Origin of the sequence: Streptomyces aquilus, from assembly GCF_003955715.1 — a bacterium.
Classification (GTDB): Bacteria; Actinomycetota; Actinomycetes; order Streptomycetales; family Streptomycetaceae; genus Streptomyces; species Streptomyces aquilus.
Genome location: NZ_CP034463.1, coordinates 9,400,077 through 9,426,003, shown reverse-complemented (window position 1 = coordinate 9,426,003; position 25,927 = coordinate 9,400,077). Strand labels below are relative to the sequence as shown.

The 25,927-nt window shown below is 71.9% G+C and carries 23 protein-coding genes; 11 read left to right on the top strand and 12 right to left on the bottom strand.

The window, feature by feature from the left end:
• Nucleotides 1-14: 14 nt before the first annotated feature.
• Nucleotides 15-1,445 (bottom strand): DHA2 family efflux MFS transporter permease subunit, encoded by a 1,431-nt coding sequence (locus tag EJC51_RS43170; RefSeq protein WP_244363127.1) that lies wholly within the window; start codon nt 1,443-1,445, stop codon nt 15-17.
• A gap of 169 nt (nt 1,446-1,614) precedes the next feature.
• Between EJC51_RS43170 and EJC51_RS43165 the strand changes: the two genes are divergently transcribed.
• A complete protein-coding gene (locus EJC51_RS43165; protein ID WP_341870709.1) occupies nt 1,615-2,088 on the top strand; it encodes a MarR family winged helix-turn-helix transcriptional regulator in 474 nt (157 codons plus the stop codon).
• A 47-nt stretch (nt 2,089-2,135) separates the two neighbouring features.
• Here EJC51_RS43165 and EJC51_RS43160 read toward each other — a convergent pair whose 3' ends face one another.
• Together EJC51_RS43160 and EJC51_RS43155 are read right to left on the bottom strand one after the other, a co-directional pair.
• Entirely contained in the window at nt 2,136-2,969 is an 834-nt protein-coding gene (locus EJC51_RS43160; protein ID WP_244363122.1) for a calcium-binding protein, read from the bottom strand.
• A 77-nt stretch (nt 2,970-3,046) separates the two neighbouring features.
• Complete coding sequence (locus tag EJC51_RS43155; RefSeq protein ID WP_126276103.1) at nt 3,047-3,439, bottom strand: hypothetical protein; 393 nt, start codon at nt 3,437-3,439, stop codon at nt 3,047-3,049.
• Between the two features lie 133 nt (nt 3,440-3,572).
• Here EJC51_RS43155 and EJC51_RS43150 point away from each other — a divergent pair, with 133 nt between their 5' ends.
• Nucleotides 3,573-4,778 (top strand): metallophosphoesterase, encoded by a 1,206-nt coding sequence (locus tag EJC51_RS43150; protein WP_126276102.1) that lies wholly within the window; start codon nt 3,573-3,575, stop codon nt 4,776-4,778.
• 185 nt (nt 4,779-4,963) lie between these two features.
• On the opposite strand, the gene EJC51_RS43145 is transcribed toward EJC51_RS43150, so the two are convergent.
• Nucleotides 4,964-6,895 (bottom strand): ATP-binding protein, encoded by a 1,932-nt coding sequence (locus EJC51_RS43145; protein ID WP_126276101.1) that lies wholly within the window; start codon nt 6,893-6,895, stop codon nt 4,964-4,966.
• 390 nt (nt 6,896-7,285) lie between these two features.
• Here EJC51_RS43145 and mscL point away from each other — a divergent pair, with 390 nt between their 5' ends.
• The 4 genes from mscL to EJC51_RS43125 all read left to right on the top strand — a co-directional run bounded on the left by mscL (nt 7,286) and on the right by EJC51_RS43125 (nt 12,141).
• Nucleotides 7,286-7,732 carry a large conductance mechanosensitive channel protein MscL gene (gene mscL, locus EJC51_RS43140; RefSeq protein ID WP_059190926.1) on the top strand — a complete coding sequence of 149 codons (447 nt, stop codon included), beginning with the start codon at nt 7,286-7,288 and terminating at the stop codon, nt 7,730-7,732.
• Nucleotides 7,733-7,916: 184 nt separating this feature from the next.
• The gene (locus tag EJC51_RS43135; RefSeq protein ID WP_126276100.1) at nt 7,917-10,124 is read left to right on the top strand and encodes an MMPL family transporter; all 2,208 of its coding nucleotides are present in this window, start codon (nt 7,917-7,919) and stop codon (nt 10,122-10,124) included.
• Nucleotides 10,125-10,213: 89 nt separating this feature from the next.
• Nucleotides 10,214-11,467 carry a sensor histidine kinase gene (locus tag EJC51_RS43130; protein ID WP_126276099.1) on the top strand — a complete coding sequence of 418 codons (1,254 nt, stop codon included), beginning with the start codon at nt 10,214-10,216 and terminating at the stop codon, nt 11,465-11,467.
• Entirely contained in the window at nt 11,464-12,141 is a 678-nt protein-coding gene (locus EJC51_RS43125; RefSeq protein WP_126276098.1) for a response regulator, read from the top strand. The genes EJC51_RS43130 and EJC51_RS43125 overlap by 4 nt, the downstream gene beginning before the upstream one ends.
• 15 nt (nt 12,142-12,156) lie before the next feature.
• Here EJC51_RS43125 and EJC51_RS43120 read toward each other — a convergent pair whose 3' ends face one another.
• Genes EJC51_RS43120 through EJC51_RS43110 form a run of 3 tightly spaced genes read right to left on the bottom strand, consistent with a single transcriptional unit; the run spans nt 12,157 to nt 14,698 of the window.
• Nucleotides 12,157-12,804, bottom strand: a complete 648-nt coding sequence (locus EJC51_RS43120; protein ID WP_126276097.1) for a 3-oxoacid CoA-transferase subunit B — start codon at nt 12,802-12,804, stop codon at nt 12,157-12,159.
• Complete coding sequence (locus EJC51_RS43115; protein ID WP_126276096.1) at nt 12,801-13,496, bottom strand: 3-oxoacid CoA-transferase subunit A; 696 nt, start codon at nt 13,494-13,496, stop codon at nt 12,801-12,803. The genes EJC51_RS43120 and EJC51_RS43115 overlap by 4 nt, the downstream gene beginning before the upstream one ends.
• The gene (locus tag EJC51_RS43110; protein ID WP_126276095.1) at nt 13,493-14,698 is read right to left on the bottom strand and encodes a thiolase family protein; all 1,206 of its coding nucleotides are present in this window, start codon (nt 14,696-14,698) and stop codon (nt 13,493-13,495) included. The genes EJC51_RS43115 and EJC51_RS43110 overlap by 4 nt, the downstream gene beginning before the upstream one ends.
• A 71-nt stretch (nt 14,699-14,769) precedes the next feature.
• Between EJC51_RS43110 and EJC51_RS43105 the strand changes: the two genes are divergently transcribed.
• On the top strand, nt 14,770-15,651 hold the full coding sequence (locus EJC51_RS43105; protein ID WP_126276094.1) for a LysR substrate-binding domain-containing protein: 882 nt from the start codon (nt 14,770-14,772) through the stop codon (nt 15,649-15,651).
• A gap of 27 nt (nt 15,652-15,678) precedes the next feature.
• Here EJC51_RS43105 and EJC51_RS43100 read toward each other — a convergent pair whose 3' ends face one another.
• The 4 genes from EJC51_RS43100 to EJC51_RS43085 form a co-directional block, all read right to left on the bottom strand.
• Complete coding sequence (locus EJC51_RS43100) at nt 15,679-16,410, bottom strand: dienelactone hydrolase family protein (RefSeq protein ID WP_126276093.1); 732 nt, start codon at nt 16,408-16,410, stop codon at nt 15,679-15,681.
• 183 nt (nt 16,411-16,593) lie between these two features.
• The gene (locus EJC51_RS43095) at nt 16,594-17,067 is read right to left on the bottom strand and encodes a DUF6069 family protein (protein ID WP_126276092.1); all 474 of its coding nucleotides are present in this window, start codon (nt 17,065-17,067) and stop codon (nt 16,594-16,596) included.
• Nucleotides 17,064-18,065 carry an RNA polymerase subunit sigma-70 gene (locus tag EJC51_RS43090; protein WP_126276091.1) on the bottom strand — a complete coding sequence of 334 codons (1,002 nt, stop codon included), beginning with the start codon at nt 18,063-18,065 and terminating at the stop codon, nt 17,064-17,066. Before EJC51_RS43090 ends, EJC51_RS43095 begins: the two co-directional genes overlap by 4 nt.
• 160 nt (nt 18,066-18,225) lie before the next feature.
• Complete coding sequence (locus tag EJC51_RS43085) at nt 18,226-18,741, bottom strand: putative immunity protein (protein WP_126276090.1); 516 nt, start codon at nt 18,739-18,741, stop codon at nt 18,226-18,228.
• Nucleotides 18,742-19,167: 426 nt separating this feature from the next.
• Between EJC51_RS43085 and EJC51_RS43080 the strand changes: the two genes are divergently transcribed.
• The 4 genes from EJC51_RS43080 (at nt 19,168) to ligA (ending at nt 25,178) form a co-directional block, all read left to right on the top strand.
• The gene (locus tag EJC51_RS43080) at nt 19,168-20,583 is read left to right on the top strand and encodes a family 2B encapsulin nanocompartment shell protein (protein ID WP_126276089.1); all 1,416 of its coding nucleotides are present in this window, start codon (nt 19,168-19,170) and stop codon (nt 20,581-20,583) included.
• Between the two features lie 54 nt (nt 20,584-20,637).
• The gene (locus tag EJC51_RS43075; RefSeq protein ID WP_126276088.1) at nt 20,638-22,107 is read left to right on the top strand and encodes a family 2 encapsulin nanocompartment cargo protein terpene cyclase; all 1,470 of its coding nucleotides are present in this window, start codon (nt 20,638-20,640) and stop codon (nt 22,105-22,107) included.
• Nucleotides 22,108-22,121: 14 nt separating this feature from the next.
• The gene (locus EJC51_RS43070; protein WP_126276087.1) at nt 22,122-22,997 is read left to right on the top strand and encodes a geranyl diphosphate 2-C-methyltransferase; all 876 of its coding nucleotides are present in this window, start codon (nt 22,122-22,124) and stop codon (nt 22,995-22,997) included.
• Between the two features lie 93 nt (nt 22,998-23,090).
• Nucleotides 23,091-25,178, top strand: coding sequence for an NAD-dependent DNA ligase LigA (gene ligA / locus EJC51_RS43065; RefSeq protein WP_166682961.1), 2,088 nt, complete (start codon nt 23,091-23,093; stop codon nt 25,176-25,178).
• 54 nt (nt 25,179-25,232) lie between these two features.
• On the opposite strand, the gene EJC51_RS43060 is transcribed toward ligA, so the two are convergent.
• A complete protein-coding gene (locus EJC51_RS43060) occupies nt 25,233-25,919 on the bottom strand; it encodes a TetR/AcrR family transcriptional regulator (protein ID WP_126276086.1) in 687 nt (228 codons plus the stop codon).
• Nucleotides 25,920-25,927 lie beyond the last annotated feature (8 nt).

Sequence of the window (25,927 nt, the reverse complement as noted above, 5' to 3'; positions counted from 1 at the left end):
CGCTCGGTGCGCCGTCACGCGTCGACCGCCTCGCGCCGGCCGGCCGGCTGGGCCGACGCGGCGACGCGGGCCGCGCGGTCCGGCATGGTGAAGGCGAAGAGCGCGGCGACCGCGGAGACGGCCGCGAGCACCAGGTAGGCGTGCTGGAAGGCGGAGACGGGCGGATGGGCGTCGGCGCCCGTGCCGACCGCGGTGGCCGAGGCCAGTACGACGGTCACCACGGCGGGCGCGGCGGCGTTGGCGGCCTGCCGTACGACGGTGTTGAGGGTCGAGGCGTGCGAGACGTCGGCCTTCGCTATGGCGGTGAACGAGGCGACCGTGGTCGGCATGAACACCCCGCCCATCGCCGCGCCGAGCAGGAACATCAACCCCCGGAACGCCCACAGCGAGGACTCCGCGTCCAGCCGGGAGAAGGCGACCAGCACCATCGCCACCCCGAGCAGCCCGCAGCCCGCGATACGGCGCGGACCGACCCGCGCGTAGAGCGGGCCGACGAGCTGGACGGTGAGCAGGACGCCGAGAGCCTCGGCGAAGGTGGCGGAACCGGACTCCCAGGCGCTCAGCCCCAGGCCCTCCTGGAGGAAGAGCGGGCCGAGGAACATCGCCCCCATGAAGCCGATGAAGCCGATGAACGCGGTGATGTTGGTGTCGCGGAAGAGCCGGTCGGCGAAGAGACGGACCCGCAGGGCCGGTTCGGGCACCCGCAGTTCGGCCACCACGGCCGCCGTCAGCAGGACCCCGCCGCCGATCAGCCCGGCCAGCACCGGCGGGCTCCCCCAGCCCATCTCGGCACCTTCGCTCACTCCGAACATCAGCCCCGCGGTGCCGAACGCGGTGAGCACCAGGCCCGGCACGTCGAGACGGCCGGGGACGTGGTCCCGGTGCCGGTCCAGGAAGAGCAGTCCGAAGGCCAGGACCGCGACGCCGATCGGGAGGTTGGCGTAGAACACCCAGCGCCACGACATGTGGTCGACGAGCCAGCCCGCCCCCATCGGAGCCAGGGCGGGCGCCACCTGCTGCGGGATGATCATGTAGCGGGAGACCTTGACCTGCTCGGACAGGCTGAAGGTGCGGTAGAGCAAGGCGGCGGTGACCGGCAGCAGAATGCCGGCCGCCAGTCCCTGGAGGGCGCGCCAGGCGACGAGTTCGCCGAGCGACCCGGCCGCGCCGCAGAGTCCCGAGGCGAGGGTGAAGACGGCGAACGAGACGAGCACCGTGCTCCGGCCGCCGAAGCGGTCCCCGAGCCACGCCGAGACGGGGACGGCCAGGCCGACACAGACGGGGTAGACCACGACGACGGCATCGAGGCCCGCGGTGGCGAGCCCGAAGTCCCGTCCGATGGAGGGCAGGGCGACCGTGGTCCCGGCTCCGTCCACGATGGACATGAACGCGGTGACGACACAGACGACGGGGACGACGATGCGCTGGTTGAGGCGTACGGACACATACTGAGCATACTCAGTTTGAGTAACCTCAGTGTTTCTTGGAGCCCTTCCACCGCACCGGGACGGCCGGTCGGCCGACGGCCCGCCGCCCGCATGCGATAGGAACGGACACGCGGCGCACAGCAGTTGTGGCCCGAGAAGACAAGCCGACGACGACAGGAGCGCCACGGTGAGGGACGTACCGGGCAGCAGCGATCCATTGATCGACGAGATGTTCGCCACCACCCACCGGCTGCGGACCTACGTCGACGGACGGCTGGCCGAGAAGGGCACCTCCGTGGCGCGGCTGCGTGCCCTGCGCTTCCTCGCGCACACCGCCGAACCCATGCGGATGCGCGACCTCAGCGACCTGATGGGCATCGCCGCCCGCACCGCGACCAGCCTGGTGGACGCCCTGGAACGGGACGGCCTCGTGGCCCGGCTGCCCCACCCCACCGACCGTCGCGCCCACCTGCTCGCTCTCACCGACGCGGGCCGCTCCCGCCACCAGGAGGCGGAGGACCTGGACCGAGAGGCCCTGAGCACGGCCACCGGCGCCCTCACCGCCGAGGACCGCGCCACCCTGCGCACGCTCCTCGGCCGCATCCGCGACACGGTCGACGCCGCCCCGAAACACCCCCAGGCCGCACAGCGGTCGGAGTAAGAGTCAGCCGCCCGGGACCTCCGCCGTGGTGTGTGATGCCGGTCGGTTCAGGAGCGTACGTCCACGTAGTCGCCGGCCGCCTTGGCGGGCCCCGTGGTCGTCGAGCCGGCGAAGTTCCAGCGCCAGTAGCCGTCCTTGACCGCCTTGACGGTGGTGCGCAGGGTGCCCGTGCTGCTGGTGTTGACCGTGGCCACCGTGGTGTAGGTGCTGCTGCCCTTGGGGCGGAACTGCAGTTTCACCGCTCGGCCCGCGTAGCCCGCATACCTGTAGGTGTCCCAGTTGGCCCGCACCAGTTTGCCGGTGACGGTGATCCGCGCGCCCTTCGCCACCGGTTCCGGGGCGGCGTCGACGGTCAGCCGCGCGGCGCGCTTGAGGGCGAACGACCCCGCGCCGGGGGCGAAGACGGAGTCGCCGTCGACCGCGTCGACCAAGGCGTCCACCGACCAGGTGCCCGCGTTGGCGTTGGCCAGGTCCACCGGGTCGTCGCTGCCGGGGGCCGGGTGGGCGTTGACCGTGAACGTCGTCGTGCACGACGTGGCGCTCTCGCAGAACGCGTCGGTGGTGTAGAAGCCTCCGTGAGGTCCCTTCAGGTCCACGTCGGCGAAGGACAGCCCGGAGTCGTCCGATCCGCTGACCGTGACCGGGAACAGCACGTCGCGGGTGATCCCCACGATGACGTCATGCCCGGAGTTGACCACGGCGCCGCTGACCACGGGGGTGGTGACCGGGGTGTCAGGCACGGCGTCAGCCGCAGTCCCCGCCCCCACCAGCACGACGGCGACGGCACCCACCACCGCACCGCGCCTCGCCCTACGGGCCGGTGAGGAGGCCTCACGCCGGTCGGTCTGTCTGTGGCCCATCATCGCGACGTATCGGCTCATCGAATCCTCCAGCGGAAGGCAGGGCTGTATCGCCTCGTACGACCACCGAACCGGCCCGATCGTTGCCCTTTCTCGCCCTACCAGAGGGTGCTCGGTCCAGCGATCACCCAGCCGGCGTCGACAGGCTTGACCCAGAAGCCCAACGCCACCTCGATCACCTGAGCGCGGTGGGTGATCTCGACGTAGACATGGCTGCCGGTGTCGCTCCAGTGGAAGTCCGCGAGACCGAGTTCGCCGAGCCAGGACCGATCCTGCTCCCACTCGTCGGCAGCAGCGCTTCCGCTCTCCTCGTCGCCGTCGGCCGTCACGTCGACGGCCGCGGCCCACAGCGACTTGATCACATGACGGACCGGGCTGTGATCGATGAGCTGCTCGGCCTCGTGGATCCTCCCGGTTCGGAGCAGGCTGAAGTAGCGGCGAACGACGGCTTCGACGTCCGTCTCGGCAGGGCGCTCCGTCCAGATCCTCACCGCGCGATCATACGAACACGCAGGTGAGCAGGGGTGGTTCGAGTCGTCGAACCCGGCGCTCCTCCCCTCCCCGCGGCCAAGCGCGGTGCAAGAGGCATCATTTGTCGTACAGGACAGCAGGAGGAGCGGCAGCGTGACCGACACCAGCGACACCCGACCCGCAGACGGTGCGGCGCCAGAGGCTCGGCCGAGCCCGGTGCTCCGTCTGGTGCGCTACCTCCCCCTGATCGCCCCCGTCCTGCTGTGGGCCGTGCCCTGCGGGGTGCTGCTGTACTCCGGCCAGCACTGGCCGCTGCCCGTCACGCTGGTCGGCACCCTCCTGTTCGCCCTCGGGCTGATCGGTATGCCGATCGCGATGATGCGTGGCCACGGCCGGCGCCAGCAGGACCGGGCGGCGATCATCGGTGACAGCCTCCTGGGCGGCAGCTGGGTCCTGTTCACCTGGTCCGTTCTGCTCGGCGTGCTGCTGCGAGCGGCCCTGACCGTGGCCGGTGTCGGGGACGGAGAGGGTCGGGCCCGTATCGTCACCTGGGCCGTCCTCGGTGTGGCCGCCGCACTGCTCGCCTGGGGCTACTACGAGGCCCGGCGCGTCCCCCGTGTACGCGAACTCGACGTTCGACTCCCGCGCCTGGGAGCCGGGCTCGACGGCACCCGTGTCGCCCTCATCACCGACACCCACTACGGGCCCCTCGACCGCGCCCGCTGGTCGGAACGGGTCTGTGAGGTGGTGAACACCCTGGAGGCCGACCTGGTCTGCCACACGGGCGACATCGCGGACGGTACGGCCGAACGCCGCCGCGCCCAAGCCGCCCCGCTCGGCACCGTGAAGGCCACCCGGGCCCGGGTGTACGTCACCGGCAACCACGAGTACTACAGCGAGGCCCAGGGCTGGGTCGACCTGATGGACGAGCTGGGCTGGGAGCCACTGCGCAACCGCCACCTGCTGCTCGAACGGGGCGGCGACACCCTCGTGGTCGCCGGTGTGGACGACGTCACGGCCGAATCCTCCGGTCTGGCCGGGCACCGCGCCCATCTCGCCGGAGCGCTGGACGGCGCCGACCCCGATCTCCCGGTGCTGCTCCTGGCCCACCAGCCCAAGTTCATCGACCGGGCCGCCGCCGCCGGCGTCGACCTCCAGCTCTCCGGGCACACCCACGGCGGTCAGATCTGGCCCTTCCACCACCTGGTCCGTATCGACCAGCCCGCTCTCGCCGGCCTCACCCGGCACGGCTCTCGCACCCTCCTCTACACCAGCCGCGGCACCGGCTTCTGGGGCCCGCCCTTCCGCGTCTTCGCGCCCAGCGAGATCACCCTGCTGGTGCTGCGCTCCGCCCCGTAGGACGTCGTCGAGGGCCAGGCACGGTCGCCGACCGACGAGGTACTGGCGGCCGGGTCCGGCCCACCTGGATTCCGGCCGCACCCGTGAACCCTTGGGTGGATCCACACCACGACCTGCATCGCGGACGGCGGCGCGGCGCCCACCTCGCCTACGCCGACGCCTCGTGACCGTCCCGTCCCCGCGGCCTACCTCGGCCGGAGTGCCTCCCCGCGGGACGGTGGCAGCAGCGATCCGTGACGCGGCCGGGCGGCCCGCTCCCCCGCTTCGCTGAGCAGCTGACGCAGCGCCGCCGTCCCCCGCGGGTCGGGCAGCGTGGGGTCCAGTGCTTCCAGGGCGCGACGGGCCCGCCGGGCAGCGCGTCGGGGGCGGCCGTCGTGGTGGTCGAGGAGGGCCTGGGCATGGCGGGCGAGCATGATGGCCCAGGCGTCGGTGCGCACGCTCGGGTGGGTCAGGGCGCGGCGCGCGCTGTGCCGGGCGTCGTCCGGTGCGCTGCGGAGCTGCGCCACGGCGAGGGCGGCAAGGCTGACGGCGGGTGTGGGGCCGCCCGGCGCCAGGGCCGGGATGGTGTCGGCGGCCTGCCGGAAGTGCGCGGCGGCCGAGTGGACGTCGTGGTGGCGGCACGCCAGCACCCCGTGGACGTAGGCGACGCGTCCGACGGTGGCGTCGTCGCCGGCCAGTACGGCGGCCCGCCAGGCGCGCGCGAGCAGTTCGCCGGCGCGCCGCGGATCACGGTCCGCGCACATCCACGCCGCGAGCCACCACCCTTCGCGGCGCACGGGGCTGTCGGCGGGGGCAGGCAGGGACAGCAGGCGCAGCAGCGCCCGGCGGCCCTCCTCGACATGGCCGTAGACCATCCACCAGAACCAGAGACCGACCATCGTCTCCACGGCCCACTCCACATGCTCCTGCCGGGCGACCGCGTGGCGGATCGCCGCCTGGATGTCGGCCTGCCGTTCGCGTACGAGTTCGACGGCCTGGCGCTGGCAGCCCGTGCTCCAGAGGTTCTCGGCCACGGCGGCGGTACGCCGGCAGTGGAGCATGCGGCGTTCCGCGGCCACCCGGAACTCCTTTGTCCCGGTGAGCTGTTCGAAGCCGAAGTCGCGGGGCGCCCGTCGCATCCGGTAGCGCGGCATGCTGATGCCGCCGGGGCCGTCCAGGCGCTCCAGAATCCCGGAGGACACCAGCCGGGCCACGCAGAAGGGCACCTGTTCCGCCGCCACGCCGCCGCCGGCGCACACGAAGACGGCCGTCTCCTCGGTGAACGGGCCCTGGAGGACGCCGACGCGTCGCCACACGGCGCGTACGTCCTCCTCGCACAGCAGGTACTCGGCCGCCATCGCCTCCCGCAGCGAGCGGTGGCGCGGCACACTGCGGCCGTCGGCGCTCAGTCGGCACTGGTTGTGCGTGACCAGGCGGGGGAGATCGGCCGGCGCGTGCGCGCCGAGCTGCTGTGCGGCCAGTTCGACGGCGAGCGGGACTCCCTCCAGCACCGAGCACACCTCCTCGATGGCTCGCAGGTCCGACTCCGTCGGCCGGAAGTCCGCGACCGCCAGCCGCGCACGGTCCAGGAACAGCTCCATCGCGGCGGACGGACGGCCCGTATCCCGTGGCGAGCGGCAGTCGAGGGGCGCCAGGCGGAAGACCCGTTCCTCGCCCACGCCCAGCTCGCGGCGGCACGCGACCAGAACGCGCAGCGTCGGCAGGGCCATCAGCAGCCGCTGCACCAGCCCCGCGCACTCCAACCGCACCGGGTCCACATCGTCCAGGACCAGCAGCGTCGGCAGCGCGGGCAGATCCGCGACCGCCGCGAAGAGGTCCGTGCGTGACGCCGGCCTGCCCGTCAGCTCCTCTACGACGCGCCGGCCCAGGCCTCCGGGCACGGCGGGCCCGCGTCCGGTCCAGCGCACGCGGACCACCCGCTGCCAAGGGCCGACGCCCACGGCAGCCCGGCACAACCGGCTCTTTCCCACACCGGCCAGGCCGGTCACGCTGACCATCCGGTGCCCCGCCATGGCCGCCCGCAACGCGGCGAGGTCCTTGTCCCGACCGACCAAGGTGCCGCTCTCGGAATCGCCGGGCGTGACGAGCCCGCCCGGGCCACCGACAGATGTCCGCACTTTCGAATCTCCCCGTAACGCTCTGCGAATGCCATGAACACGAGCACGGCAGCACGGGCCCACCAAGAGAAGAACCGTCACTGCACCCTGCCACGGCCACTCCAACGCGTCCTGGATGCGCCGGGTAGCGCGGAGAAGCGCCGATTCACACCCCCCAACGAACGATCGAACACCCTTGCTTTCAATGCCCCCCAAGGCGGGTGTTCCGTACTACGCACCGAGGGCCGGTCACGCACTGAGGCGGATGGTTATCAGGCACGAATTCGGTCCTTTCACTGGAACGAGTGAGGCGGTTGGACGCCGGACAGGCCGAACGGCAGCATGGCCGCCGTCGGCCGCCCGGTCGCCATGTCCTCGGTGCCTCGTCGCACCTCATCTCGGGAGTAGTCAGTGCTCAAGGGTTTCCGTTCGTTCCTGCTGCGCGGCAACGTCGTCGATCTGGCGGTCGGCATCGTCATCGGTGCCGCGTTCACCGCGGTCGTCACCGGATTCGTCACCGCGTTCCTCACGCCGCTGATCGGTGTGGCGACCGGCGCGGTCGGTGACTTCAGCAAGCAGGAATTCACCGTCGCCGGGACCGCTTTCCCCTACGGGGCCTTCCTGAACGCCCTGATCAGTTTCCTGCTGGTCGCCGCCGTGATCTATTTCGCGGTCGTGCTCCCCGTGGGCCGGCTCCAGGAGCGCTTCAACCCGGTCAAGGACCAGCCCGTCGCCAAGGTCGACTGCCCGGACTGCCTGAGCACCGTGCCCGCGGCGGCGGTCCGCTGCGCGTTCTGCACCGCCGAACTCGCCGGCCGCCCCGGGTTCCCCGCGCAGGCGACCGCCTCCGTCGGCTGACGCCACCCGAGCAGGCCGGGGGCACCGACCGCAGTACCCGTATCTCCTCCTTGAGGAGGAGACGGGCGAGCTGCCTTGGTGCCCTCGTATCAAGCGCAAGTGCGGACAGCCGCACGATGCCCGGACACCCCCGGTCCGGCCAGGCTGGTGACACATCCCGAACCAGACCTGGAGACCCGTTTCCGTGGCTACCTTGCTCTACCGGCTGGGCCGAACCGCCTTCCGGCGCCGCTGGCTCGTGACCCTGTTGTGGGCGCTGATCCTCGGCGCCGTCGGCCTCGGTGCCGCCAAGGCGCCGGCCGCCTCCGACAGCGGCACGTCCTTCATGCCCGGCATCGAGGCGCAGAAGGCCTTCGACCTGATCGGCGAGCGCTTCCCGGGCTCGTCCGCGAACGGGGCGAACGCGCGGATCGTGTTCGTCGCCCCCGACGGTGAGAAGGTGACGGCCGCCGACCACCGGGCCGCCGTCGACGCCTTCGTCAAGAAGGCCGCCGCCGCACCCGAGGTCTCCGGCGCCGTCGACCCGTTCGCCGCGAAGGCGGTGAGCAAGGACGGCTCCACCGCGTACGCGACCGTCACCTACAAGGTCGAGGCCGACGACCTCACCGACGCCGACAAGGCCGTGCTGGAGAAGGCCGTCGACCAGGCCCGCGCCTTGGGACTCACGGTCGAGGTAGGCGGCACCGCGCTCGCCGAGCAGCCGGCGGCGGGCGGCTCCTCCGAGGCGATCGGCATCGTGCTGGCCGCGGTCGTCCTGCTCATCACCTTCGGCTCCCTGGCAGCGGCCGGGCTCCCGTTGCTGACCGCCGTCATCGGCGTCGGGATCAGCATGGCGGGCATCCTGGCGCTGGGCAGCGTCTTCGGGCTGTCCATGACCACGGGCACCCTCGCCTCGATGCTCGGACTCGCGGTCGGCATCGACTATGCCCTGTTCGTGGTCTCGCGGTACCGGGAGGAGCGCGCGAACGGGCACGACCCGCGTGAGGCGGCGGGTCTGGCCGTCGGCACGGCCGGCTCCGCCGTCGTCTTCGCCGGACTCACCGTGGTCATCGCGCTCGCGGGTCTGTCCGTGGTCGGTGTGCCGATGCTGACGAAGATGGGCCTGTGCGCGGCGGGCGCGGTGATCGTCGCCGTGCTGATCGCCCTCACCCTGGTCCCGGCCCTGCTCGGCATGTGGCCCCGTGCCGTGCTCTCCCGCGCCACCCGCAGGCGCGGCCGTGCCACCGCGGCGGCGGACAACGGCGGTACGCGCTGGGCCCGCTTCGTGCTGCGCCGCCCGGTCGCCGTGCTGGTGACGTCCGTCGTGGGCCTGGGCGCCCTGGCCCTGCCCGTCACCCAGCTGGACATGGGGATGCCGGGCGCCGAGTCGAAGCCGGTCTCCTCCACCGAGCGGCGCGCCTACGACGCGCTCGCGCACGGCTTCGGCGCGGGCTTCAACGGCCCCCTGACGATCGTGGTCGACGCCCACGGTGCGGACGACCCCAAAGCGGCCGCCGCCTCGATCGCCGAGAAGATCGGTGCCACGCACGGGGTGGTGTCCGTCTCGCCCGCACGGTTCAACCCGGCGGGCGACACGGCCCTGTTCTCCGCGGTCCCGGCCACCGGGCCGAACGACGAGAAGACCCAGGACCTCGTCCACACCATCCGCGCGGAACGCGCCGCTCTGGAGCGGGAGACGGGCGCGACGTTCAAGGTCACCGGCAGCACCGCGATGGACATCGACGTCGCCCAGGCCCTCCAGAACGCCCTCGTGCCCTATCTGGCCGTCATCATCGGGCTGGCCCTGGTGCTGCTGCTCGTCGTCTTCCGTTCCGTGCTCGTCCCCGTGAAGGCCGCCTTCGGGTTCCTGCTGAGCGTGCTAGCCGCCCTCGGCTCGGTGGTCGCCGTCTTCCAGTGGGGCTGGGGCGCGGGGCTGCTCGGCGTGGAGCAGCCGGGCCCGATCATGAGCCTGATGCCGATCTTCCTGGTGGGCATCGTCTTCGGCCTCGCCATGGACTACGAGGTCTTCCTCGTCGCCCGGATGCGGGAGGCCTACGTCCACGGCGACCGGGCGCCCCAGGCGGTCGTCACCGGCTTCCGGCACAGCGCCCGGGTCGTCAGCGCCGCGGCCGTCATCATGATCGCGGTCTTCTCCGGGTTCGTCGGCGCCGCCGAGTCGATGATCAAGACGATCGGTTTCGGACTCGCCGTCGCGGTGCTGTTCGACGCGTTCGTCGTCCGCATGGCGCTCGTGCCCGCGGTGCTGGCCCTGCTGGGCGACAAGGCGTGGTGGCTGCCGAAGTGGCTCGACCGGCTGCTTCCCCACGTCGACGTCGAGGGCAGCGGCCTCGCCAGGACGCGCCCCCAGGCCGCCGGCGAGCAGGCCGTGTCGCCGGACCCGGTCCGCGTCTGAGCGGTACGACCGAGGCCGCGGCACCCACCCCCGGGGCGTCGCGGCCCACCGTATGTGAGCATGACCTTCTCCCCCCTCCTCGGAGTGCGATGAACACAAGCTGGCAGCGCTGGGCAGCGGCCCGCCCCCAAGCCGCCGAGGCGGGGGCGCTGGCGCTGGCCGCCGCGGCCACGATCAGCGGTGTCCTGGTCACCCGCGGGATCATGGCCACTCCACCCCTCTGGCCGGCCCTCACGCTGGCCGTCGTCGCCTGTGCCGCACTCCACTGGCGACGCGCCCGGCCGCTGCCGGTGCTGGCCGTCACCCTGCTGTGCGCCATGGGCATCGGCGCGCTCGGCTATCTGCTGACGCCGCTTCTGATGGGTCCGCTGCTGGCCGCGCAGTACTCCCTGAGCGTGCACGCTCCGCGCCGCACCACCTGGAACAGCGCCCTGGCCGCCGCCCTCGGCATGGTGGCCACCGGGCTGTTCTTCCCGCCGTTCCACAGCTCGCCCGTCCTCTCCATCGTCAACCCGACGGCCTGGGTGCTGCTGGCCGCGGCCTTCGGCAGCTACGTCCGGGTACGCCGCGAGTACGCCGCCGCCCGCGCCGAACACGCCGCCCGGGAGCGGGAGGAGGAGGCCAGGCACCGGGTGTTCCAGGAACGGATGCGCATCGCCCGGGAGTTGCACGACGTGGTCGCCCATCACCTGACCCTCGCCGACGCCCAGGCCTCGACCGCCGCCCATCTCGCAGCGACCCACCCCGACCAGGCGCTGGCCATCATCGGCAAGCTGCCCCAGACCACCTCCGCCGCCCTGCACGAGCTCAAGGCCACGGTCGGGCTGCTGCGCCAGGACACCGACCACGGCGACGACCTCACCCCGGCGCCCGGCCTGCGCGACCTGCCCGAGCTCGTCGACGCGTGCGCGGCGGCCGGCCTGACGGTGACCGTCGGCGTCGAGGGACAGGCCCGCCGGCTCACCCCGGTGCTCGACCTGACGGCGTACCGGATCGTCCAGGAAGCCCTCACCAACGTCAGCAAACACGCCGCCACCCCGGCCGCGCGCGTCCGCCTCGCCTACGCCCCGCACCGGCTGACCCTGAGCGTCACCAACGACGCGGCCCCCGGCGGCCCGCCGGACATCACGGGAGGGTTCGGCCTGATCACGATGCGCGAGCGGGCCACCGCCGCGGGCGGCACCTTCCACGCGGGCCGCCGCCCCCAGGGCGGCTTCGAGGTCGCCTGCACCCTCCCGCTCGACGACCGCGACGAAGATCTCGGGGAAGACCTCCGGGAAACCCTCGAGGAACTCCGTCAAGGCAGCCACGCGACCCGTCCCCCTGAAAGTCCTGCCCTATGACCATCCGAGTCCTGCTCGCCGACGACCAGGCGCTGCTGCGCGCCACCTTCCGCATCCTCATCGACTCCGCCGAGGACCTGACCGTCGTCGCCGAGGCCGCCGACGGTCAGGAGGCCGTCGACCTGGTGGCCGAGCACCGCCCCGACGTGGTGCTCATGGACCTCCGGATGCCGAACCTCGACGGAGTGTCCGCCACCGCCGCCATCTGCGCCCGCCCGGAACTGTCAGGGACCCACATCCTCGTCCTCACCACCTTCGAGAACGACGAGAACGTCGCCAAGGCCCTGCGGGCCGGCGCGAGCGGCTTCCTCGGCAAGGGCGTCAGCCCCGACGTCCTGCTGGCCGGCATCCGCACGGTCGCGGCCGGCGAGGCCCTCCTGTCGCCCACCGCCACCCAAGCCCTCATCGCCCGGTTCCTGGCCACGCCCGACACCGACGGCTTCCTCACCTTCCCCGACGCCGTCCAGGCCCTCACCGACCGCGAGCGCGAGGTCGTGGCCCTGGCCGCCCACGGCAAGTCCAACTCCGAGATCGCCGACCGGCTGGTGGTGAGCCCGCTGACCGTACGCAGCCACATCCATCGGGCCATGACCAAGCTGGACGCGCGCGACCGCGCCCAACTGGTCGTCATCGCCTACCAGAGCGGCCTGGTGAGGCCACGCCCACACACCTGACCGGGGTGCCAGGAGCTAGGACGCCTCGATGCCGCACCGGTGCGCGAGTTCGTCGGCGCTGATGCCGTACGTCTCCCGGATGCGTACGCCGTCGGGGCCGACGTCGAAGACACCGTGGTCGGTGTAGACGCGGCTGACGCAGCCGACGCCGGTCAGCGGATAGGTGCACCGCGGTACGAGCTTGGACTCGCCGGTGCGGGTGAACAGGGTCATCATCACGTACACGTCCTTGGCGCCGATGGCGAGGTCCATGGCGCCGCCGACGGCGGGGATGTCATCGGGTCTTCCCGTGGTCCAGTTGGCCAGGTCACCGTTGAAGGCGACCTGGTAGGCGCCGAGGACACAGACGTCGAGATGTCCGCCGCGCATCATGGCGAAGGAGTCGGCGTGGTGGAAGTACGCCGCTCCCGGCAGTTCGGTCACCGGGACCTTGCCGGCGTTGGTCAGGTCGGGGTCGATCGCGTCGCCCTCGGCCTTGGGGCCCATGTTGAGCATGCCGTTCTCGGTGTGCAGCACCACCCCGGAGTCGGCCGGCAGATGGTCGGCGATCTTGGTGGGCTGTCCGATGCCGAGGTTGACGAAGGACCCGGCCGGGATGTCGCGGGCGATGACGGCGGCCAGCTCGTCCATCGAGAGACGGTGGTCGGTGTGCGCGGTGCTCATCGTGCCCCCTGGACGGTGTAGTGACGGGCCGCCACCTGGACGATGCGGTCGACGTAGATGGACGGGGTGACGACGGCCTCGGGGTCGAGCTCGCCGGCCTCGACGACCTGCTCGACCTGGACGATGGTCGTCGTGGCTGCGGTGGCCATGACCGGTCCGAAGTTGCGGGCGGTCTTGCGGTAGACGAGGTTGCCCAGCGTGTCCGCGACATGGGCGCCGATCAACGCGTAGTCGCCCTTGATCGGGTACTCCAGCAGATACGTGCGGCCGTCGATCTCCCGCACCTCCTTGCCCTCGGCGAGCGGTGTGCCGACCGCGGTCGGGCAGTAGAACGCGCCGATACCGGCCCCGGCCGCGCGCATCCGCTCGGCGAGGTTGCCCTGCGGCACCACCTCCAACTCGATCTTCCCGGCGCGGTAGAGGTCGTCGAAGACCCAGGAGTCGGCCTGGCGCGGAAAGGAACACAGCACCTTGCGCACCCGGCCGGCGGCCAGCAGTGCGGCCAGTCCGACGTCGCCGTTGCCGGCGTTGTTGGACACTATCGTCAGGTCCTTCGCGCCCTGCCGGATGAGCGCGTCGATCAGGTCGAACGGCATCCCGGCCAGGCCGAATCCGCCGACGAGGACGGTGGAGCCGTCCTCGATCCCGGCGACCGCGGCGTCCGCGCTCTCGACGATCTCCGCCCGGCTCATCGGCCCTCCCCCGTGGCAGCGCAGTTCTCCAGTACGACGGCCAGGCCCTGGCCGACTCCGATGCAGATGGCGGCGACGCCGTAGCGCTGCCCCGTCTCGCGCAGCACCTTGGCCAGCGTGGCGAGGATGCGGCCGCCCGAGGCACCCAGCGGGTGGCCGATGGCGATGGCGCCGCCCCTCTGGTTGACGATCGCGGGGTCGATCTTCCACGCGTCGAGGCAGGCGAGGGACTGCACGGCGAAGGCCTCGTTGAGCTCGACCGCGCCCACCTGGTCCCAGCCGATCCCGGCCCGGGCCAGCGCACGGTTGGCGGCCTCGACCGGGGCGTAGCCGAAGGCCTGCGGCTCCAGGGCCATGACGCCGCGGCCGGCGATGCGGGCGATCGGGTCGGTCCCGATCGTGGCCGCCGCCTGCTCGCTGCCCAACAGCACGGCGGAGGCACCGTCGTTGAGCGGGCTGGCGTTGCCCGCGGTGATGGTGCCGCCCTGCTCCGGGGTACGGAAGACCGGCTTGAGCCCGGCGAGCGTCTCGGGCGTGGAGCCGGCGCGGATGCCCTCGTCGCGGGTCAGGTCCACGCCGTCGACCGGCACGACGAGGTCGTCGTAGAAGCCGGACTCCCAGGCGGCGTGGGCGAGTTGGTGGGAGCGGGCGGCGAACTCGTCCTGCCGTGCACGGGAGATGTCGAAGCGCTCCCGGAGCTGTTCGTTGGCCTCGCCGAGGCTGACCGTCCACTCCTTCGGCATGCGCGGGTTGACCAGCCGCCAGCCGAGCGTGGTGGAGACCGCGGTGACATCGCCGACCGGGAACGGCTTCGCCTGCTTGGGCAGCACCCAGGGCGCCCGCGTCATCGATTCGACACCACCGGTCAGCACCACCTCGGCGTCGCCGGACTCGATCGTGCGGCTGGCCGTCATCGCCGCGTCGAGGCTGGAGCCGCAGAGCCGGTTGACCGTGGTACCGGGCACGCTGACCGGGAGCCCGGCGAGCAGTGCCGCCATGCGGCCGACGTTGCGGTTCTCCTCGCCGGCGCCGTTGGCGTTGCCCCAGACCACGTCGTCGATCGCGGCGGGGTCGAGGTGCGGCACCTTGGCGAGCGTCGAGGTGATCGCGGCGGCGGCGAGGTCGTCGGGGCGGACGCCGGCCAGCGCGCCGTTGAAGCGGCCGAACGGCGTCCGGGTCGCGGCGTAGAGGAATGCGCTCATGGCTACGACGCTAGTCCCCCTGCTAGATATCCTGAAGTATGTATATCCGAGTCGATTGATATGGACGACATATGGATCTGCGGCACCTCAGGTACTTCGTCGCGGTGGCCGAGGAGCGTCACTTCGGCCGTGCCGCCGAGCGGCTGCACATGGCGCAGCCGCCGCTGTCCCAGCAGATCCGCCAGCTGGAGGCGGAACTGGGCGTCGAGCTGCTGCACCGCACCACCCGCCGCGTCGACGTCACGGAGGCGGGCCGCGCCTACCTGGAGCGGGCGCGCGCGATCCTCGCCGAGGTCGACGAGGCCGCCCAGCACGCACGCCGGGTCGCCGCCGGGTCGGTGGGGCACCTCGCGATCGGGTGCGTGGGGTCGGCGACGTACAGCCTGCTGCCGGCGCTCTCCCGACGGCTCACGGAGGACCTCCCGGGCGTCGACTTCTCCTTCCGCGGCGAGATGCTCGCCCCCGACCAGGTCGAGGCGCTGCGCACCGGCGCGATCGACGTCGCGCTGCTGCGCCCGCCGGCCGCCGACCTGTCCCTCACGGTGCACACCCTGCGCCGGGACCGGCTCGTGGTCGCCGTGCCGGTCGGGCACCGGCTCGCCGGGCGCAAGCGGCTGCGTGTCGCGGACCTCGCCGGCGCCGACCTGATCGTGCACTCGGCCGACCGCCGGTCGGTGATGTACGACGTCGTGCTGGGCCTGCTGCGGGACGCCGGCGTCGAGCCGCACATCCGGCACGAGGTCGGCGAGACCTCGACGCTCATCACGCTGGTGGCCGGCGGTCTCGGCGTCGCCGTCGTCCCCGAGCCCGTGACCGCGCTGACGCTCGACGGCGTGGCCTATCTGCCGCTGGCCGGGGCCGGCGCCCGCGTGGAACTGGCCGTCGCCCACCGCGCCGACCGCGCCGAACCGCATCTGGCGCGGACGGTGGGGATCATCCGGTCGGCGTTCTGAAGCGCCGTACGACGCCGGGCCGGAGGCTCAGGTGGTCAAGGTACGGCCGAGAAGGGGCAGCAGCCGGTCCCAGTGGAGCCGCAGCGCGTCGGCGTCGAAGGCGTCGGTGTCGGACATGGTGAAGCCGTGGACGGTGCCGGGGTAGATCTCGGAGGTGTAGGTGACACCTGCCGCGTCCAGGGCCTTGTTGAGGTCACCGAGGGCCTCGGGCGGCAAGTCGCTCTCGGCATGGCCGAAGTGGACCTCGGCGGTGAGCTCGGCCAGGCTGTCCGGTCCGTCGGCTCCCACGGGAGCGTGGAACGCGGCGAGAGCGCCGACCTGACCCGGGTGGGCCGCGGCGGTGCGTGTCGCCAGCAGGCCGCCGATGCAGTAGCCGGTCACCGCGACCGGTCCGGCGCCGACCTCGGGCTGAGCGGTGAGGAACCTCAGGTAGGCGTTCGCGTCGCTCAGGGCGCGTTCCTTGGTGTGCGCCTCGATCAGGGGCATCAACTGGGCGAAGACCGCGGGCCGGGCCGCTTCTCCGATGTGCTCGGGGAGGTCGATCACCGGTGCCGGGCCGTGCCGGTAGAAGGGGTTGGGCACGAGCACGTAGTAGCCGTGTGCGGCCAGTTGACGGGCCATGTCCCGCAGCACGGGCCGGATGCCGAAGCCGTCCGGGTACATCAGCACCCCGGGGTGCTGCGCGCCGTGGTCGGGGCGGGCGGCGAAGGCATCGGCCTGGCCGTCCGCGGTGGGAATGCGCAGCGTTGTGACGGTCATGAACTCTCCTGTCGTGGTTGATGTGTCGAGCGTGTGATCAACACGACGGAGGAGGAGCCCGCGCGGCGGCGCGATATCCCCGTTCGAACAGCGGGCCCACACCGGCCCGTTCGGCGCTCAGAACAGCACCGGGTCACCTGTCCGTGCGTGGCGCGATGCCGTCCCGGTAGTCATGTCCGCAACCTATCCCAGCGGGCGGAGCACCGCCAACGCCCCTCTCAGGCCGCGTACCAGGGCAGGGATCATCACCGCCGCGGCGAGGAGGTGGAGCCCGACGAGGGTGATGGCGGTCGTGGTGTCGGCCCCGGAGATCAGGGGCGGGACCGACGAGATCACCGTCAGCGACAGCGCCGTCCACACGGATCGCTGGGCGGGGCGGGTGCTCCAGCGAAGGAGCGCCATGGCTGTCGCGACGCCCACGACCGAGAAGAAGCCGGTCACCACGGCGAACCCGGGCAACGGGATCGTCTCGCCGCCATCGGGGACCTCGAAGTCCACGCCGCCGGCCTGGGCCAGCCCCGCGGTGACGGTGGTGGCCGCCATCGCCGCGAGTGCGGCCAGGCAGCCGGTCGCGGCGAGCCGGCGGAACGGGTGGGCGTTGCCGGTCCGGTCGGATGCCGGGTCCGCGACGACGCCGACTTCGTTCATGCCGCTCATGATGGTGCTCCCTCGGCCCGCAGGCGCTCCGGCAGCCCGAGCCGTGGGAACCGGTCGTCGTGGAAGGTGATGATCTCGGCGATCGACCCGTCGATGACACGCAGGACGTCGATCGTCAGCGGCAGGTAGGCGCCCTCCCGCTCGTGCCAGAGGTAGAAGGCGACGGCGGGCTGCCGGTTCACGGCCGTGAGAACGGTACGCAGGCCCTTCATGCCCTCGAAGCCGCTGGTGACCCAGTCGTTCACCACCGCGTCCCGGCCGACGCACAGGCCCGGCGTGGGCGGCATCGAGCAGCGGACGTCGTCGCGCAGCAGTACGGCGAGCGCCGGGACGTCGGTGACCACGCTGGCCTCGGTGTAGCGGCGCACCAGCTCCCGCGTGACGGCGTCCTCCTGCCCGCCGGTCCAGTCCTGCCGCTCGGCGGGCAGGTGCTCGCGCATGCCGGCGCGGGCCCGTTGCAGCGCGCTGTTCACGGAGTTGACCGAGTCCCCGAGGGCCTCCGCGACGTCTCTCGCCGACCAGCCGAGCACGTCCCGCAGGATCAGCACGGCCCGCGGACGCGGCGCGAGGTGCTGGACAGCGACCAGGTACGCGAGCTCGATCGTCTCGCGCGCGACGACGACGGCCTCGGGCTCGTCCGCGTCAGCCGCGGGCAGCTCGTCGAGCAGTCGGTCGGGGTAGGGCTGCAGCCACGGCACCTCGCCTCCGGTCGCGGGCTCCGGGCGGCGTTTGGCGAGCAGGTCCAGGCAGGTACGGGTGGCGATCCGGTACAGCCAGGCCCGGAACGTCGACCGTCCCTGGAAGGTCTCCCGGCGTCGCCAGGCCCGCAGGAACGTCTCCTGCACGGCGTCCTCGGCGTCCTCGAACGACCCGAGCATCCGGTAGCAGTGCACATGCAGCTCCCGCCGATGCCGCTCCGCCAGCCCCGAGAACGCCGGCTCGTCGGCCTCACCCAGCCCGCTCCCGCTCGGCTCGTCCAGCCGCGTGTCCGCGCTCATCACATCGTCCTTCCGCCTCGTCGAGCCCCGTCGTAGGTATGACGGATGCGGGCGCGACAACTCATCACCGCGGTCGGCGGCGGGCCGAATCCACCGAGTGGGTTTTCGGCACGGCGGCCTGAAGGGAGGGCCCGCCCGTACAGCCGGCGGCCGGGTGGGGTCAGCAGTCGAAGACGGACCAGCAGATGTCGTTGCGCAACCGCTGGTCGTCGAGGACCAGTTCGCGGATCGTCTCCGGGAGCTGGTCACGCTGCCACTGGCATTCGCGTCGTCCCGCCGCCTCGCTCTCGGCTTTCGGCGCGGCGGCACGTACGGCTTTGATCGCGTAGGCGGCCGCGCCGAGTTCGTGCGCGGCGACGTGGGCGACGACCGCGGCCTGGCCGGCGGCGTAAGCGGCGTGCCGTGCCGCTCCCCGCAGGTCGCGGGCGGCGCCCATGGCATGGCCGCCCGCCGCCCGGGCCTCCATCATCTTGACCTCGCCGCGCGTCCAGGCGCGGGCGTGCTCGATGGCCTGACGCGGACGCGGGTCCTCGGGCCGAGCCGTCTCGAAGAGGTGGAGGACGTGCTCCGCGCAGGCTGCCGCCCAGAGGGCGAGGAGATGGTGATCGGCGTCGGTGAGGGTGCCGCCGCGGCGGAGCGTCACGAAGCGGGGGTCCCTGACCTTCGGGAGGATCACGGTTGGTCTTCCTTCCTGCCGGCTTGCGTCTCGTCCACGAGGTCGCGTACCAGCGACCATGCCCGTCCCGGTGCCGGCCGTGAAACCGGGACAGGGGTGAGAGCGGCGAGGTTCGCGGCTTGATCATGTACGACTCGGTTGCCGCTGGGCGCCGTTCGGCCTGGTGGGAGGCCGGTAGGGGGCGTAGCGGTCCGGAAAGAGTGGCGCGATGTCGCTCTTGGGTCGATAAACCGCATTCGAATGATTGTCACCGCTTCGAAGGAAGCAGCTGGCTTCTCCGGGCGATGCGGCGCAACCGGTCGTTACGGTCCTGCGGGTGGATGGATCACCGCCGCCGTCCCGTCCCGTTGCCGCACACTCCCCGACTCCCGGCCGGCGTACAGCTGTGCGCCGGCCGCCCGGCCACGCAAGGAGCAGCCCACCCCGATGACCGTGGACAGCAGCCCGGAGACCGAGGCCGCACCAGCCGCGCCGCAGCAGTCCCTGAGCACCGCCGCCGCACGCAACCTCACCACCACCACGAAGTCCGCCCCGCAGATGCAGGAGATCACCTCCCGCTGGCTGCTGCGGATGCTCCCCTGGGTCGAGACCAAGGGCGGCGCCTACCGGGTCAACCGCCGGTTGCGCCATACCGTCGGCGACGGTCGCATCGAGTTCGTGCAGGAGGGGGCCGCGGTCCGGGTGATCCCCCGTGAACTCGGTGAACTGGCCCTGCTGCGGGGCTTCGAGGACCTGGACGTCCTCACCGCGCTCGCCGACCGCTGCGCACAGCGCGACTTCGTCGCCGGCGAGGTCATCGTCTCGCGCGGCAGCCCGGCCGACCGCATCCATCTGATCGCCCACGGGCGGATCAGCCAGTCCGGTGAGGGCCAGTACGGCGGGGAGATCGCCCTCGGGGTCCTCGCCGACGGTGCCCACTTCGGTGAGAACGCCCTCCTCGACGCGGACGCCCGCCACGACTGCACGGCCACCGCCGAGACCTCCGGCACCCTCCTCACCCTGTCCCGCGCCGACTTCGCCGCCGTACGGGACTCCGCTCCCGGTCTCCAGGCCCATGTCGCCGAGTTCGACTCCGGCACCCGGCGACCGCAGAACAAACACGGCGAGGCCGAGATCGCCCTGTCGGCCGGTCATGTCGGCGAGGTCGACGTGCCGAACACCTTCGTGGACTACGAGTTGCAGCCCCGGGAGTACGAACTCTCCGTCGCGCAGACCGTCCTGAGAATCCACACCCGGGTGGCCGACCTCTACAACGGGCCGATGAACCAGACCGAGGAGCAACTCCGGCTGACCATCGAGGCGTTGCGTGAGCGCCAGGAACACGAGCTCATCAACAACCGTGAGTTCGGACTGCTCCACAACGCCGACTTCAAGCAGCGCATCCAGACCCACTCCGGTCCGCCCACCCCGGACGACATGGACGATCTGCTCTGCCGCCGTCGCGGCACCAAGTTCTTCCTCGCCCATCCCAGGACGATCGCCGCCATCGGCCGCGGCTTCAACGCCTACGGGCTCTACCCGGACCACGTCGATGTCGGCGGACAGTCCGTGCCGGCCTGGCGCGGGGTTCCGATCCTGCCCTGCAACAAGATCCCGATCAGCAAGGAGCAGACCAGCTCCATCATCGCCCTGCGCACCGGCGAGAAGAACCAAGGGGTCATCGGCCTGTGGCAGACCGGACTGCCGGACGAGGTCGAGCCGGGGCTCTCGGCGCGCTTCATGGGCATCAACGAGCAGGCGGTCATGTCCTATCTCGTCAGCACGTACTACTCCGCCGCGGTGCTCGTGCCCGACGCGCTCGGCGTCATGGAGAACGTGCAGATCGCCCGCGGTCGCGACTGACGCCCCCGGCGCGCTGTACGAGCCCGTCCCCGACACCACGACAAGGAGTAGTGGATGCCCGAATCCGGGCCCCCTGGACCGTCCATCCCCGGGCAGCGGTCGCTGCCTTCCGGCGCCGCGCCGGAGGTACCCACGCCGGCCGTCCCCGGTCTTCCGATCACCGCGGCTGCCTTCGGACTTGAGGCCGTACTGCATCCGACGACCGCTCCCCCGCCGCCGGTCACCGGCACGCCGCCCGCCACGCCTGCCGAACCCGTCTTTCAGCGGGTCCTGGGCGGGCCCACCGGCCTGGGCACCAACTCGCTGTCACTGGCGGGCAGTTCAACCGGTACGGCTCCGTCACCGCCGGTCGCCGTCGCGGAATCGGCCGCTCCACCCCTGCCGGAGGCTGCTCCGGAGGCCGTACCCGAGTCCGCGTCGGGGGTCGAGCGGGTCCTGGGCGGACCCACCGGCCTGGGCACGGCCTCGCTGTCCCTCGCCCGCACCGCGCATCGGCCGCCGCCGGAATCCGTCCCGGCGCCCCCGGCCCCCGCGCCACCCGCCGAAGGACAGGCCGTACCCGGCCTCTACCACCACCCGATCCCGGAACCCGACCCGCTGCGCGTCGAGGAGGTGAGCCGGCGGATCAAGCGCTGGGCCGAGGACGAGGTCCAGCTCTATCCCGAGGAGTGGGAGGGGCAGTTCGACGGCTTCTCGGTCGGCCGGTACATGGTCGGCTGCCATCCCGACGCCCCCACGGTCGACCACCTCATGATCGCCACCCGGCTGATGGTCGCGGAGAACGCGGTGGACGACTGCTACTGCGAGGACCACGGCGGCTCACCCGTCGGCCTCGGCGGCCGTCTCCTGCTGGCCCACACCGCGCTCGACCCGCTCCACACCACCCCGGAGTACGCGCCGGCCTGGCTGGAGTCGCTCGGCTCGGACCCGCCGCGGCGCGCCTATCGCAGTGCCATGGACTACTTCACCGCCATGGCCTCGCCCTCCCAGGTCGACCGCTACCGCCACGACATGGCCCGGCTGCACCTGGGTTACCTGGCCGAGGCCGCCTGGGCCGAGACCGATCATGTCCCGGAGGTGTGGGAGTACCTGGCCATGCGCCAGTTCAACAACTTCCGCCCCTGCCCCACCATCACCGACACCATCGGAGGCTACGAGCTACCAGCCGACCTGCACGCCCGGCCGGAGATGCAGCGCGTCATCGCCCTGGCCGGCAACGCGACCACGATCGTCAACGACCTGTACTCGTACACCAAGGAACTCGCCGGCCCCGGCCGGCACCTGAACCTGCCCGTCGTGATCGCCGAACGGGAGAAGCTCTCGGAGCGCGACGCCTATCTCAAGGCGGTCGAGGTCCACAACGACCTCATGCACGCCTTCGAGGCGGCGGCGGCCGAACTGGCCGCGGCCTGCCCGCTGCCCCCCGTGGTGCGCTTCCTCAAGGGCGTGGCCACCTGGGTCGACGGCAACCACGACTGGCATCGCACCAACACCTTCCGCTACAGCCTGCCCGCTTTCTGGTAAGGAACGGACACTCAGTGACCACAGAAATCACCCCCACCGTCTCTGCGACGATCCCGGCCCCCGCGACCCCCTACCAGGGGGACATCGCTCGGTACTGGAACAACGAGGCGAGGCCGGTGAACCTGCGCCTCGGTGACGTGGACGGGCTCTACCACCACCACTACGGCATCGGCGCCGTCAACCACGAAGCCCTCGGCGACCCGGAACACAGCGAGTACGAGAAGAAGCTCATCGCCGAGCTGCACCGACTGGAGTCCGCCCAGGCCGAGTTCCTCCTCGACCACCTCGGCCCCGTCACCGCCGACGACACCCTCGTCGACGCCGGCTGCGGACGCGGCGGCTCCATGGTCATGGCCCACCAGCGCTTCGGCTGCAAGGTCGAGGGCGTCACGCTGTCCGCCACCCAGGCCGAGTTCGGCAACGGGCGGGCACGGGACCTGCGGATCCAAGGCCATGTGCGCTCCCGGGTGTGCAACATGCTCGACACCCCCTTCGAGAAGGGCAGCGTCACCGCGTCGTGGAACAACGAGTCGACCATGTACGTCGACCTGCACGACCTGTTCGCCGAGCACTCCCGCTTCCTGAAGGTGGGCGGCCGGTACGTGACCATCACCGGCTGCTGGAACCCCCGCTACGGCCAGCCGTCGAAGTGGGTCTCCCAGATCAACGCCCACTTCGAGTGCAACATCCATTCGCGGCGTGAGTATCTGCGGGCCATGGCCGACAACCGGCTCGTGCCGCAGACCGTGATCGACCTGACCCCGGACACCCTGCCCTACTGGGAGCTGCGGGCGACGTCCTCGCTGGTCACCGGGATCGAGGAGGCGTTCATCGAGTCGTACCGGGACGGTTCCTTCCAGTACGTGCTGATCGCGGCCGACCGCGTCTGACAGTCGTCATGATCACCGGCCGGCTCGTGGCGCTCGCGTCCCGCGCCGGCCGGTGGCGGGGTGTTGTCAGTGGCGGCGTGCAAGATGATCCGCATGACGACACCAGCTGCACAGATCGTGGATGCCGCCGCCTACGCACAGGCGGTCGAGGACGCGGTGAAGGCCGCGGCCGCCTACTACGAGGGCGGCACCTCACCCCTGGACGACGACACCTACGACCGGCTGGTGCGCGGCATCGCGCAGTGGGAGGACGCCCACCCCGAGCAGGTGCTCCCCGACTCCCCCACGGGCAAGGTCGCCGGCGGCGCGGTGGAGGGGGACGTCCCGCACACGGTGCCGATGCTCAGTCTCGACAACGTCTTCTCCGCCGAGGAGTTCACCACCTGGGCCGCCTCGCTGGCGCGCCGTATCGGCCATGACGTCACCCGTTTCAGCAGCGAGCCGAAGCTCGACGGGCTGGCGATCGCCGCCCGCTACACCCACGGCCGTCTGAGACAGCTGATCACCCGCGGGGACGGCACGGCCGGGGAGGATGTCAGCCATGCGATCGGCACCATCGAGGGCCTGCCCGACACCCTGTCCGAGCCGGTCACCGTGGAGGTCCGCGGCGAGGTCCTGATGACGACGGCCCAGTTCGAGCACGCCAACGAGGTGCGCACACAGCACGGCGGTCAGCCGTTCGCCAATCCGCGCAACACCGCGGCCGGCACCCTGCGCGCCAAGGACCGTGCCTACACCGTGCCGATGACGTTCTTCGGCTACGGGCTGCTCCCGCTGCCCGGCACCGACACCGCTCTCGCCGACCGGCTCGGCGAGAGCGCGCACAGCGACCTGATGGCACAGGCCGCCGCGTGGGGGGTGAACACCACCGCGTCGACCGCCGTGCCCGGTACCACCGCCGACGGCGTCGAGGAGGTCCTGGCCCGGGTCGAGGAGATCGCCGCGCTGCGCGCCGAGCTGCCGTTCGGGATCGACGGCGTCGTCATCAAGGCCGACCTGGCCGCCGACCAGCAGGCCGCCGGTTCCGGCAGCCGTGCCCCGCGGTGGGCGATCGCCTACAAGCTGCCGGCCGTGGAGAAGATCACGCGGCTGCTGGAGGTGGAGTGGAACGTGGGCCGCACCGGCATCATCGCCCCGCGCGCGGTCCTGGAACCGGTCGAGATCGACGGCTCCACCATCACCTACGCCACCCTGCACAACCCGGCCGACATCACCCGGCGCGACCTGCGCCTGGGCGACCACGTCATGGTCTATCGGGCCGGCGATGTCATCCCCCGCGTCGAAGCCCCCGTCGCCCATCTGCGCACCGGCGACGAGCAGCCCATCGTCTTCCCCGAGGTGTGCCCGCGCTGCGGGTCGGACATCGACACCAGCGAGCAGCGCTGGCGCTGCACCAACGGCCGCAACTGCCACCTGGTCGCCTCCCTGTCCTACGCCGCGGGCCGCGACCAGCTCGACATCGAGGGCCTGGGACACACCCGGGTCGTCCAGCTCGTCGACGCCGGTCTGGTCGCCGATCTCGCCGATCTGTTCACCCTCACCCGTGAGCAGCTCCTGGCCCTGGAGCGGATGGGCGAGACCAGCACCGACAACCTGCTGGCCGCGCTGGCCGCGGCCAAGGGCCAGCCGTTGTCCCGGGTGCTGTGCGCGCTCGGGGTGCGGGGCACCGGCCGGTCGATGTCCCGGCGGATCGCCCGGCACTTCGCGACCATGGACCACATCCGGGCCGCCGACGCCGAGGCGATGCAGCAGGTGGAGGGCATCGGCACGGAGAAGGCGCCGTCCATCGTCGCCGAACTCGCCGAACTGGCCCCGCTCATCGACAAGCTCGTCGCGGTCGGGGTCAACATGACCGAACCCGGCGCGACGCCGCCGCCCGCGGCGGACGCCGACCCTGCCGAAGCGCCCGAGGACGCCGCGGCCGCGGACCTGCCGCTGGCGGGGATGACCGTCGTCGTCACCGGCTCGATGTCCGGCGCTCTCGAGAAGCTCTCCCGCAACCAGATGAACGAGCTCATCGAACGTGCGGGCGGCCGCTCCTCCTCCAGCGTCTCCAAGAAGACGACCCTGGTGGTCGCCGGTGAGGGCGCCGGCTCCAAGCGCGCCAAGGCCGAGGACCTCGGCGTCCGGCTGGCGGAGCCGGACGAGTTCGCCGCACTCGTCGCCGACTTCCTGCCCTGATCCGCACGGCTCGGGTCGTCGCCGGCATCCCCTTCGCGGGCTCGGCGAAGGCGCTCAGGGCCGGGCGAGTTTGGCGGCCACGGCGTCCAGGACCCAGTCCAGGCCGGCCTCGAAGGATTCCTCGGCGTCCACGTGCGTGGCCTCGTGCACGGCCTTGGACAGCGCCGGGAAGCGTCCCGTGGCCAGCATCCTCGTCACGTGCGGGCCGTTGGCGCGCTGCCAGTCGCTCTTGGACAGGCCCGTGGCGCGCTCGGCCCGCAGGTTCGCCACCTCACGTCTGATCGCACCGGTGGTGTAGGCGCTCACCGTCTCCGCGGCGCGCAGGACAGTGTCGATGTCGGCGAGGCCGTGCAGGGCCGCCAGTCTGGCCTCGGTCACGGCGAGGCCGTTCGGGCCGAGGGTCGGACGGCCGCCGAGCAGGTCGGCCAGCCATTCGTGGCGGAGCACGGTCTGCCGGGTGCGGTGGGCGAGGACGCGCAGCGTCTCCCGCCAGTCACCGGGCGGCGCTTCGGGGAGGATCTCGGCCTGGACCTCGTCCACCATCAGGTCGAACAGCTCTTCCTTGGTGGCGATGTAGCCGTACAGCCGCATCGGTCCGGCCTTCAGCCGGGCGGCGACCTTGCGCAGCGACACCTCGTCCAGTCCGCCCTCGTCGGCCAGCGCGACGGCGGCGGCGACGATCCGCTCCCGGTCGAGCGGCACGGGGCGCGTCGGCGGCTCCGGCCGGTCCCACACAGTCATGGCCACAT

Coding starts and splice junctions, on each gene's coding strand:
- EJC51_RS43160 (WP_244363122.1), bottom strand. CDS start 2,969: ATGAGCCGATACGTCGCGATGATGGGCCACAGACAGACCGACCGGCGT.
- EJC51_RS43130 (WP_126276099.1), top strand. CDS start 10,214: ATGAACACAAGCTGGCAGCGCTGGGCAGCGGCCCGCCCCCAAGCCGCC.
- EJC51_RS43125 (WP_126276098.1), top strand. CDS start 11,464: ATGACCATCCGAGTCCTGCTCGCCGACGACCAGGCGCTGCTGCGCGCC.
- EJC51_RS43120 (WP_126276097.1), bottom strand. CDS start 12,804: ATGAGCACCGCGCACACCGACCACCGTCTCTCGATGGACGAGCTGGCC.
- EJC51_RS43115 (WP_126276096.1), bottom strand. CDS start 13,496: ATGAGCCGGGCGGAGATCGTCGAGAGCGCGGACGCCGCGGTCGCCGGG.
- EJC51_RS43110 (WP_126276095.1), bottom strand. CDS start 14,698: ATGAGCGCATTCCTCTACGCCGCGACCCGGACGCCGTTCGGCCGCTTC.
- EJC51_RS43105 (WP_126276094.1), top strand. CDS start 14,770: ATGGATCTGCGGCACCTCAGGTACTTCGTCGCGGTGGCCGAGGAGCGT.
- EJC51_RS43100 (WP_126276093.1), bottom strand. CDS start 16,410: ATGACCGTCACAACGCTGCGCATTCCCACCGCGGACGGCCAGGCCGAT.
- EJC51_RS43095 (WP_126276092.1), bottom strand. CDS start 17,067: ATGAGCGGCATGAACGAAGTCGGCGTCGTCGCGGACCCGGCATCCGAC.
- EJC51_RS43090 (WP_126276091.1), bottom strand. CDS start 18,065: ATGAGCGCGGACACGCGGCTGGACGAGCCGAGCGGGAGCGGGCTGGGT.
- EJC51_RS43080 (WP_126276089.1), top strand. CDS start 19,168: ATGACCGTGGACAGCAGCCCGGAGACCGAGGCCGCACCAGCCGCGCCG.
- EJC51_RS43075 (WP_126276088.1), top strand. CDS start 20,638: ATGCCCGAATCCGGGCCCCCTGGACCGTCCATCCCCGGGCAGCGGTCG.
- ligA (WP_166682961.1), top strand. CDS start 23,091: ATGACGACACCAGCTGCACAGATCGTGGATGCCGCCGCCTACGCACAG.
- EJC51_RS43060 (WP_126276086.1), bottom strand. CDS start 25,919: ATGACTGTGTGGGACCGGCCGGAGCCGCCGACGCGCCCCGTGCCGCTC.